At 55.4% G+C, this 9,722-nt stretch carries 7 protein-coding genes and 1 pseudogene; 2 read left to right on the forward strand and 6 right to left on the reverse strand.

Annotation, left to right across the window (positions count from 1 at the left end; translation table 11 throughout):
* Nucleotides 1-4: 4 nt before the first annotated feature.
* The 4 genes from J1W56_RS25140 to J1W56_RS25155 form a co-directional block, all read right to left on the reverse strand.
* Complete coding sequence (locus J1W56_RS25140) at nucleotides 5-1,672, reverse strand: N,N-dimethylformamidase beta subunit family domain-containing protein (protein ID WP_319025578.1); 1,668 nt, start codon at nucleotides 1,670-1,672, stop codon at nucleotides 5-7.
* A complete protein-coding gene (locus J1W56_RS25145; RefSeq protein WP_223616019.1) occupies nucleotides 1,669-2,448 on the reverse strand; it encodes a transporter substrate-binding domain-containing protein in 780 nt (259 codons plus the stop codon). The genes J1W56_RS25140 and J1W56_RS25145 overlap by 4 nt, the downstream gene beginning before the upstream one ends.
* Before the next feature lie 133 nt (nucleotides 2,449-2,581).
* On the reverse strand, nucleotides 2,582-3,256 hold the full coding sequence (locus tag J1W56_RS25150; protein WP_223616020.1) for an ABC transporter permease: 675 nt from the start codon (nucleotides 3,254-3,256) through the stop codon (nucleotides 2,582-2,584).
* Between the two features lie 2 nt (nucleotides 3,257-3,258).
* Nucleotides 3,259-3,963 (reverse strand): ABC transporter permease, encoded by a 705-nt coding sequence (locus J1W56_RS25155; RefSeq protein ID WP_223616021.1) that lies wholly within the window; start codon nucleotides 3,961-3,963, stop codon nucleotides 3,259-3,261.
* Nucleotides 3,964-4,546: 583 nt separating this feature from the next.
* On the opposite strand from J1W56_RS25155, the gene J1W56_RS25160 reads away from it, so the two are divergent.
* Nucleotides 4,547-5,752: a DmpA family aminopeptidase gene (locus J1W56_RS25160; protein ID WP_223616022.1), complete on the forward strand. Its 1,206-nt coding sequence runs from the start codon at nucleotides 4,547-4,549 to the stop codon at nucleotides 5,750-5,752.
* A 342-nt stretch (nucleotides 5,753-6,094) separates the two neighbouring features.
* Nucleotides 6,095-7,573, forward strand: a pseudogene (locus tag J1W56_RS25165) (NAD-dependent succinate-semialdehyde dehydrogenase).
* Between the two features lie 294 nt (nucleotides 7,574-7,867).
* On the opposite strand, the gene J1W56_RS25170 reads toward J1W56_RS25165, so the two are convergent.
* The gene (locus J1W56_RS25170) at nucleotides 7,868-9,037 is read right to left on the reverse strand and encodes an epoxide hydrolase family protein (protein WP_223616023.1); all 1,170 of its coding nucleotides are present in this window, start codon (nucleotides 9,035-9,037) and stop codon (nucleotides 7,868-7,870) included.
* A gap of 198 nt (nucleotides 9,038-9,235) precedes the next feature.
* Nucleotides 9,236-9,664: a glutathione binding-like protein gene (locus tag J1W56_RS25175; protein ID WP_223616024.1), complete on the reverse strand. Its 429-nt coding sequence runs from the start codon at nucleotides 9,662-9,664 to the stop codon at nucleotides 9,236-9,238.
* Nucleotides 9,665-9,722: the final 58 nt, after the last annotated feature.

The raw sequence follows: 9,722 nt of genomic DNA on the forward strand, positions 1-9,722 counted from the left end.
ACTGTTACGGCGCCAGAAACCGATCGAGCACGTTCCTGGTGATCTGCATCACGATCTGGTCATCACGGACTAGTCCCATTATCCAATCCGAACTTCCGGCATGGAAGACCTGCCCCTTTCCGCTCTGGAAGTGAACGATCGCTCCACATCCCCGTTTTGTTTTCTCAATGCTTACAGGGTCTGCCGACCCGGTCAGAACCATAGCCACATATTCTGCGTCTTCCCGCCCTAGAAATGTGTGACCAGGCCTGATCATTTCTCCCTCCTCGATGGTCGATGATAGGCCCAACGCCAGTATTTCCATACCGGCCGGCGCTACTTCACCTGGAGCAACGAATGGCAGGCCGCCGCGGATTTCATAGCCGATCCCATCGACCTCATAGCCAAATATGCCGCTTTGGCCGCCGATGACGTCGCCATAATACAAGCCGGTTTGCGCGAAAGCCCAGTGATCTGGACGATACAGGGGAAACCCTTTGGCACCACGGGGTGAGCACCCAGACCAACTCGCGTACATGCCTTGGGTAGCGTTAAGGCCGAATGTTGAGGCGCCGGGCCGCCCTATCTCGCCAGCTTCCCAGGACTCCGTCACAAGATGCCTTGGCCCCGTCTTCATCAATGGGTCTCGCTCACGAGCTGTATATTTGTAGCAGACTTGCGTATTCCCATCGTTTTCTAAGCGGATCTGCCACATGAAATTTCCAGCAAACCGCGCGATACGTCCGCCGTGTTCGACATAAGCATCGATCGCGTCGCGCATTTCCCAAGACCAATATTCATCATGGCCAATAGTTGCCACACATCGGTAACCGGACAGAATAGTTGGATCGTCGTGCAGATCTGTCTGAGATATTACGTCAACCTGATAGCCCGCTTCCTCAGCCCAAATCACAAATCGTCGTTCGAAACTTGCCCATCCTGCTGAGACATATTTTTTGCTGTATCCATTACAATAGGCCCACTCCATGTGTGGATATTCCGGTTCTTCCAGGATCCCGGGCTGATCCAGCAGAACTGCGCGTGGAGCCTCATCGGGAATGCTGACGAAACCACGGGCGTAAGGTCGCTGGACGCTAAGACGCGGCGAGAAATCATTTCCTTGAGGCCCGAACAAGCCCTGATAATGATTGGAACCGCCCCAATCATTATAGGCCGTCCATGTGGCCGTTGCCGCTACCAGAAGCAACCTGTCGTTGATCCCGCGCGTTAGCGTTTGACGATCCGGGCCGATGATGACGACATGCTCACTCTCGGCGACAACACCATCACCGCTGGATTCAACGAAAGCCTTGATAACAAATCCGCCGGAACGCCATTTTTCTGTATCGTGTACGATCACCGAAACCGGCCAGTCGCAGCCGATCTCTGAACAATTGGCGTTTGTGGCAGACCAGATGCCTGAAATGCCCTCACGGCGAAAAACCTCCTGACGATGCGCGCCGTCCCGGTATATTTCGAGCGAATAGCGTTGTGCGTTAGTGTTGACCGAAATTCGAATAGGCTCGCCTCGTCGGTATGAAATGCGATCTGCGTATAGCCATATCCGAATCGGACCCCCTGGATCGGTGGGGGCCCTTTCTGCGTAATTTCCCTGCACAGCCTCGCGGCGCCATTCGGTACCAGAGGATTGGGCATGAGACGAGCTGCTCATTGCGCGAGAACCCTTGGTCACTTGTCGTTTCCGATTCGGAAAGGAAAGTATTGGGCCCAAAGCGCGTCAAACTCACCGTTTGACCACATCAAGTCGACGGCCTTCTGTACCTCCGAATGCAAAGGCTCATTGTCCTTCTTGACGACTATCCCAGCCCCATCTCCAATGGATGGGTCCGAAATTTTTGCCTCTGAAATCTTGCAGCAATCCTTTCCCTCGCCTTGTACCCATGTATAGAGAGTCGGTGTGTCGCCCATCACGGCATCAATGCGACCTGCGCTAAGATCGGCGTAGGCTTCAATCTGCGAAGGATAAAATTTCAACGTCGACCCTGAAAAATTTTTCTCGAGATAGGAAGCATGGACGGTTGCTGTTTGGGCCCCCACTGATTTTCCTGCGAACGCAGCCGGTGACAGGTCAGACCCATCGCTATTCTTCGGCACCAGGAAGCTCGCGCTGTTGTTGTAGTACTTGATCATGTCCACCGCCTTCTTGCGCTCGTCTGTGATCGAGTGCGATGCAATAACCATATCGTAACGACCATTCTGGACAGCAGGGATGAGACCTTCGAAGTCCTGTGCTGTCCATTGGCACTTTGCGCCGAGCTTGGCGCAGATTGCGTTGCCGATTTCGATGTCGAGACCGGTCACCTTGCCTGCGTTGTCGACAACACTGAAGGGCGGATAAAGGCCGTCGGTACCAATCTTGAGTATACGCTGCTCAGCCATTGCGGATGTGATACTGAACGATAGCAGTGCCGTTGCGAGCAGCACTTTGTAATCATTTACCGGTTTCATTTGATTCTCCCATTTTAACTACTGCTTGTTTTCTGAGCCGGCTTAGGCCACACCCTAATTGCCGCCCTCTAGTGTTCATTCAGTTCATGTGCCGATCCCATTGCCATCGGCCTCGGATTCAGCACCGAAGTGGTCACCATCGAAAAAATGATTGCTCCAAAAACCTGAAGGCGAGCCTGATGGCGGAGACGATACAAATGTAGATTAATGCTGCCCAAATATAGATACTAATATCGAAAGTACGTGAGTATATAACCTTGACAACTCCAAGTAATTCATAAAGCGTCACTGCCATCGTAATGGAACTAGCCTTGATCAGAAGAACGATCTCGTTTCCATAACCCGGTAGGGCTCGCCTTATGGCTTGTGGCATGATTACCTTTCGGAGCGTGGCGACCCAACCAAGCCCAAGGGCAGTCGCGGCTTCCCATTGCCCCTCGGGCAGTGCGTCGATCGCTCCCTTTACCAACGCGGCGGTATAGGCTGCTGAATTGAGGGCAAATGCGAGAACGCTGCAGAAGAAGGCGTCGCGGAAAAGCCACCAGACGCCGAGACCCTCCAATACGGATCGAAACTGGCCACTCCCATAGTAGAGTAGGAAAAGTTGAGCCACGAGCGGTGAACCGCGAAAGAAGGTGACATAGGTGTTGGAAAAGGCCCGCGGTGCCCACGCCTTGGAGCGCAATCCCAAAACCAGCGGAACGGTTATGATTGCGGCACAAGTGGCAGACAACCCTACCAGTGCAAGCGTTAGCTTGAAACCATCGTAGAGACGACCTGCGTTTTCTATGACAAGGGAAGTATCCATTGTTATGCCGTCCTCACAAGATGACGGCTTGTTCTCAGATTCAACCGTTCGAGACCAAACTCCGATATCTTTGTCAGGACGATGTAACCCAGGCAGGCGAATAGATAGAGAACAAAGTATCTGTGCGTTGCGGCAACAGCCAAGTTCACTTGTCTCATGAAATCGGAGACGGATATCAGCGAGACAAGAGCGGTATCTTTCAGGAGGATAATCCAAAGATTACCGAGTCCAGGAAGAGCGAGCCGAAATGCTTGGGGCAATATGACATTCCGGAGGGATGCGATGCCCGGAAGCCCGAGGGACAATGCTGCTTCGTACTGGCCTCGCCCAATGCCCGCCAGAGCACCCAACCATATTTCGCTTGAGTAGGCGGCGAACACAAGACTGAGAGCGAACGAGCCTGCCCCAACACCCGGAACGGTCCACGCCGTCTGAACATCGAGTTGCGACATCAAAAGCTGAATGAGTTGAGAGCAACCATGGTATATTGCAAAGATAGTCAGCAATTCCGGGATCGCTTGGAATGCACTCGCGTAGCCGATCGATGCAATCCTGAGGAGGCGTGATTTGCTCCGCCTACCCAACGCGATCATGAGGCCCAAAAACAGACCCAGCGGTAAGGCAAGGATTGCCACTTCTAGAGTGACGACCAGACCACTCAGGAACGACCAGCCCCACCCACCAGCACCGAAACCTAATAACTCCATGCAGCATACCTCCTGACACCTAACCACATGAGTTGGATTAGTGAGGACAGTCTTCAGGAAGATAAACCCGCAATATGGTGCGCATACATCGCGAATATAGATGTATCCATCAACTCGCGGCGGCCCGTGTGGGCGAGCAGTGCCCATAGACCTTTACAAAGCCTATGCGGTGAGAAGGTCGCGACCACCAGAAACTGTCGCTAAATCGACAATCGACTAGCGCCAAGCGGCTGGGCGGGAAGTCCAAAGTCAGTCCCCGTCTTGAGCCAAAAATCGTGGGGGAACAGGACGATCGGTGACAGATACCTTGACGGTCAGGGAATCACCCTTTTCTGGAGAGCCGTGCAATGGGTCAACCGGAACGCGCTCTACTTTTCCCATTTGAGACTCAGTTATATGCCGATAATCAATGTCGAGGCGGAGTGGGTAGAAGTGGCGAGGCGCCGGGGTAGAGAAGGGCGTTACTGCAGGAGAACCATACCGTGTTACATCGACCAATCCGATGCAATATCCTCCGGGCCGCTATTTGTCTGTTCTTCAGCAGCTGTAAGGTCTTCCAAACCACGGCTTTGGGAGGTTTGCAGTGCACAAAACATTCATTTCGGTTCTGCTTGCGGCATCGCTGGCGAGCGGCATGGCGGCTTCCAAGGAGCGCGCCCGCGACTTGGGCGTTGAATTCGACGGGACGGCGGGCAAGCTCAACGCGATTACCGACGTTGCTGGCGTTGAGGTCGGTCACGTCACCTTGATCGAAGGGGAGGGGCGGACCAGTGTAGGGCAAGGTCCGGTCCGGACAGGCGTGACTGTCGTTCTGCCGAGAGGCCACGCCAGTTCGAAGCCGGTGAATGGCGGCTTCTTCAACCTGAATGGCTATGGGGAAATGACCGGCCAGTCCTACCTGCAGGACCTCGGCCTCGTTTATGGCCCCATTGGCATTTCCAACACCAACGCCATCGGGCAGGTCTATGCCGGCATACAGCGGTGGTCCGCCCAGAAATTCGGCGAGGCTGTGACGCCGGTCGTGGGGGAGACGTGGGACGGCGGGATAAATGACATCCAGGGTTTCCACGTCAAGCCGGAGCACGCGATGGAGGCGATCGACCGCGCCAATGGAGGCCCCGTCGCCGAGGGCAATGTCGGCGGGGGCACCGGCATGCGCTGCTTCGGCTTCAAGGGCGGTATCGGGACAGCGTCGCGGACGATTTCTATCGGCAAAAAGCCCTACATTGTGGGGGTGCTCGTCCAATGCAACACGGGCGCGCGCGAGGTTCTACGTATTTCGGGGGTTCCGGTCGGTCATGAGCTGAACGCAAAGTGGCTACCCTGCTACGCGCCGGGCCAATCAGACGAGAAAAAGAAGCCGGAGTGCCAAGCCGACGGCAGCGGTGGGAAGTCAGTTCCGGACGACGGGTCGATCATCGTCGTTGTGGCAACTGATGTTCCGTTGAGTTCAATAGAGTTGAATCGCGTCGCGCGTCGCGCTTCGCTTGGCCTCGGGCGCCTCGGGTCTTTTTCTGGCAATGGGTCCGGTGACCTGATCGTATCCTTCTCGACGACCTCCGCCGCGAACGATGTGCCCGACGAGCAGCTGAACGAAGGCCCGATGCTGGCCACGGGAAAGCTCGATCCTGTATTCCAAGCAACGGTGGAAGCCACGGAGGAGGCGATCGTCAACGCCCTGGTGGCCGCAGACACGATGACGGGTGCGGACGGCTACACCTTGTTCGGCCTGCCGCACGACGAGCTCAAGCAGCTTATCGGACTGTACGGTAGGCAGCAGGCGAAGTGAGCTGGCCATGCCAAATGCCCGCCAGAGCACCCAACCAGATCTTGCTCGAATACGCACCAAACACGAGATAAAGAGCAAATGTCCCTGCACAGTAACGATCATACTACTCAGGAACGACCAGCCCCGGCCACCGGCACCAAACCCACCAGCTTCAAGTCGGCTGTGCAAGCCGAAGGAACATGAGAGGGGGCGCGACCCCCAGAAGCCGGCGATGACTTGCGGCGTTTACGGCAATGTCATTCGTTTCCTCGCCCGATCACCATCCAAAACGATTTATTTGCTGAAGCATTCGACATCCTCGAAGAAATGCTTCGCGAATGTGCCAGAGAGGCAGTTTGATCCATGACCATTTCCCCGACCCTGATCTCCAAGCTCAAGGATCCGTCCCTCGTCATCGACCAGGCGCTCATCGCCGGTGAGTGGATTTCTAAGAGCGATAGCGGCCAGACCTTCGAGGTCACCAACCCCTCCAATGGCGAGGTGATTGCCACGCTGCCAGATATGAACCGTGCGGAGACGGCCCGCGCCATCGACGCGGCCTACAAGGCCCAAAAGGAGTGGGCCAAAAAGACAGGTAAGGAACGCGCCGTCGTGCTGCGCAAGCTCTACGACCTGATTGTCGCAAATGCAGACGATCTCGCAGCGATCCTGACGATCGAAATGGGCAAACCGCTAGCGGAAGCAAAGGGCGAAGTGCTCTACGGGGCGTCTTATGTCGAGTGGTTCGGCGAGGAGGCCAAGCGAGTTTACGGCGACACCATTCCCGGTCACCAGCAGGACAAGCGCATCATCGTCATCAAGCAGCCGGTGGGAGTCGTTGCGGCAATAACGCCGTGGAATTTCCCCAATGCCATGCTGGCTCGCAAATTTGCACCGGCCGTGGCTGTGGGCTGCGCCATTGTCTCCAAACCTGCGGCCGAAACGCCTCTCTCGGCGCTATCGCTCGCGCTTCTTGCCGAGCGCGCAGGCGTTCCGGCTGGTATTTTCAGCATCATCCTTTCGACGGATTCGTCGTCGGTTGGCAAGGAGTTCACCGAGAACGAGAAGGTCCGCAAGCTTACGTTCACCGGCTCGACCGAGGTCGGGAAGATACTGATGCGCCAAGGCGCCAAGCAGATCATGAAGCTCGGTCTCGAGCTTGGTGGGAATGCGCCCTTCATTGTTTTCGACGACGCCGATCTCGATGCGGCGGTGGAAGGCGCGATGATCTCGAAATATCGGAACAACGGCCAGACCTGCATTTGCGCCAACCGCCTTTATGTCCATTCTGGCGTCTATGACGCCTTTGCCGAAAAACTCTCCGCTAAGGTCGGTCTTATGAAGGTCGGCGATGGCTTCGAGCCTGGTGTGGACGCGGGCCCGCTGATCACGGATACAGCCATGGCGAAGGTCGCCGAGCATATTGCTGATGCGCTCGAAAAAGGCGCCGAGGTTGCGGTTGGCGGCAAGCCGGACGCCAAGGGCGGTCTGTTCTTCCAGCCGACCATCCTGACCGGCGTGACCACGGAGATGAAGGTCGCGCGCGAGGAGACATTCGGTCCGGTGGCGCCGCTATTCAGGTTCGAGTCAGAAGAAGAGGTCATCGAAATGGCCAACAACACCGAATTCGGCCTGGCATCTTACTTCTAGTCAAGAGACATGTCGAAGATCTTCCGTGTGGCAGAGACGCTAGAATATGGCATGGTCGGTATCAATACTGGCCTGATCTCCACTGAAGTCGCCCCGTTTGGCGGCATCAAGCAGTCCGGCCAGGGCCGCGAAGGGTCAAAATACGGGATCGAGGATTATGTCGAGGTAAAGTATCTTTGCCTTAACGTGTGACGCGCTATCGAATGGTGCAGGAAGTCTCTCGGGCCATTGATAAGGCTCATACAGCACAAACAGATTCACACGCACGAGGATCCCAACTCATCTATGCCGCATCGGGCGTAATCCAGATCCATACAGCCTCGGGTCGCTGGCTCGTGCCGCCGTCGATCTCGATATGGATGCCCACGTTAGTTTCTCGTGGCAAACGACAATCAAGCATACGATGAAGCAGCACTCGCCGCCTGACTGCCCCACAAACGCTTATGCTCCCTTCGCAAAGCTTCGTCCGTTACGCTATTAGTGTATTCAAATCGCCGCGGCGGCTATTGGCGCGCCAGACACGCGGAATGAATCCTGAATATCGCGGACTAAGAGCTCGGGTTGTTCAAGCGCGGCGAAATGGCCGCCCTTCGCCATATCTGTCCATCGGCGCACATCGAATACGCGCTCGACCCATGAACGCGGCGGGGTCGGTAATTCCTTCGGGAAATGTGCGAACGACATCGGCACGCGTACGTTTGAGACATCCGGAAACGAAAAAGGCTGCAGCCGATTTTCCTTGTACATGCGAAGGGACGAGTCGATGGTGTTTCCAAACCAGTAAATCGATACATTCGTGAGCAACACATCTGCAGATATCACCGTCTCCAGATTGCCGTCACAGTCGGACCAACTCGCAAACTTTTCGGCCATCCAGCCCAGCAAACCGACCGGGCTATCTGACAAAGAGAACGAGAGCGTCTGCGGCTTGGTCGCCTGCAGCAGTGAATAGGCTCCCTCTATACTCGCAAACTTTGTGGCCCGCTCCAGGAATTGCTGTTCCTCACTTGTAATGGCGGGATAATCCGCCCCCAATGGCGGTCGAAAACTTCCGGGAATGTAATTTAAGTGAATCCCTTCGACGGAGCCCGGATAGAGAGCACCAAGCCAGGCCGATACTCCTGCTCCGATATCGCCACCTTGCGCAAAGTATCGCTCATAACCAAGTTGAAGCATCAGCTTCTGCCAAAGTCCGGCAACCCGCCGGGCATTCAATCCAGGTTGCCTTGGCGGTGCTGAGAAGCCGAAGCCGGGGAGCGAAGGCACCACAACGTCAAATGCATCGCACCGGTCACCTCCGTGTGAGCCCGGGTCCGTCAACAGTGGTATTACTCTTTCGAACTCTACGAAGGAGCCCGGCCAGCCGTGCGTCAATATAAGGGGTCGCGCATTCGGTCCCACGCCCTTTTTGTGAATAAAATGAATGTCTTGTCCATCGATATCGGCGATGAATTGAGGCAGCTTGTTCAATTGCGCCTCCCTCGTGCGCCAATCAAACTCGTCCGACCAATGTGCTGCAAGCTTTTGAACGAGTGCGAGGCTCACGCCATCTTCGTCCCCGTCCTGAAATATCGAACCCGGCCAGCGCGTTTGGCGCACGCGTGTTTTTAGATCCTGGATCTGTTCGTCGGCAATACTGATCTGGAAGGGCTGCATGTAGCGATTCCTCAATAATGTGCTCGGTACTTCCGCATTCCGCTACGTTTCATGCGTACTCGGGCTAGCCTGTCAATGAACAAGCTGGAGCGGTATCACCAGCTTTTTTCGATTTGCCATAGATGCCATCTTTTTTGGTAATCACCTAAGAGATCTGCGTAGTCGGCCGTGGTGATCAACTTGGCATAAGCCAACCGCTCACAATGAGAGTAGGACGCTCTTCTCCTTCTCAAGCACCCGACGGGCTGCCGGCCGCTCAATCAGACGGTCTTTCAGGGCCATGAGATTGGTTAGGTCGCTGATCGGCAGCCCAAGATCGCGTCCCCACGAGAAGAACACCAGAGCGTATGGATCAGCGACAGTGAAATGACTACCCATCATCCACGTACGACCTTCCATGATGCGGTCCATTTCCTGGAGGTGGTCCCAATAGTTCTCCTTGCTTTTCGCCTTTACAGCTGCAAACAGGCCCCGGTCCGAAACCACCTGTTCGGGATGATAGAACTTCGTGAATGTGGGATGGACGCTACCGGAGAGCCAGGCACAGGTCGCAATTGTTGTTGATTTGCATTGAGAGCTGACCCGGGATTGCGGGAAAATATCACTGAGAATTGACCCATGTTTCAATCATCCCCTGTGGTTTCAGCGGGGGCACTGGAGTGATCGACATGGCGTTACTGAGCGT

Origin of the sequence: Phyllobacterium calauticae, assembly GCF_019991125.1 — a bacterium.
GTDB classification, from domain to species: Bacteria; Pseudomonadota; Alphaproteobacteria; order Rhizobiales; family Rhizobiaceae; genus Phyllobacterium; species Phyllobacterium calauticae.

What these genes read in the sequence shown, in the direction of transcription:
- J1W56_RS25145 (WP_223616019.1), bottom strand. Translation starts at nt 2,448, where the DNA reads ATGAAACCGGTAAATGATTACAAAGTGCTGCTCGCAACGGCACTGCTA.
- J1W56_RS25150 (WP_223616020.1), bottom strand. Translation starts at nt 3,256, where the DNA reads ATGGATACTTCCCTTGTCATAGAAAACGCAGGTCGTCTCTACGATGGT.
- J1W56_RS25155 (WP_223616021.1), bottom strand. Translation starts at nt 3,963, where the DNA reads ATGGAGTTATTAGGTTTCGGTGCTGGTGGGTGGGGCTGGTCGTTCCTG.
- J1W56_RS25170 (WP_223616023.1), bottom strand. Translation starts at nt 9,037, where the DNA reads ATGCAGCCCTTCCAGATCAGTATTGCCGACGAACAGATCCAGGATCTA.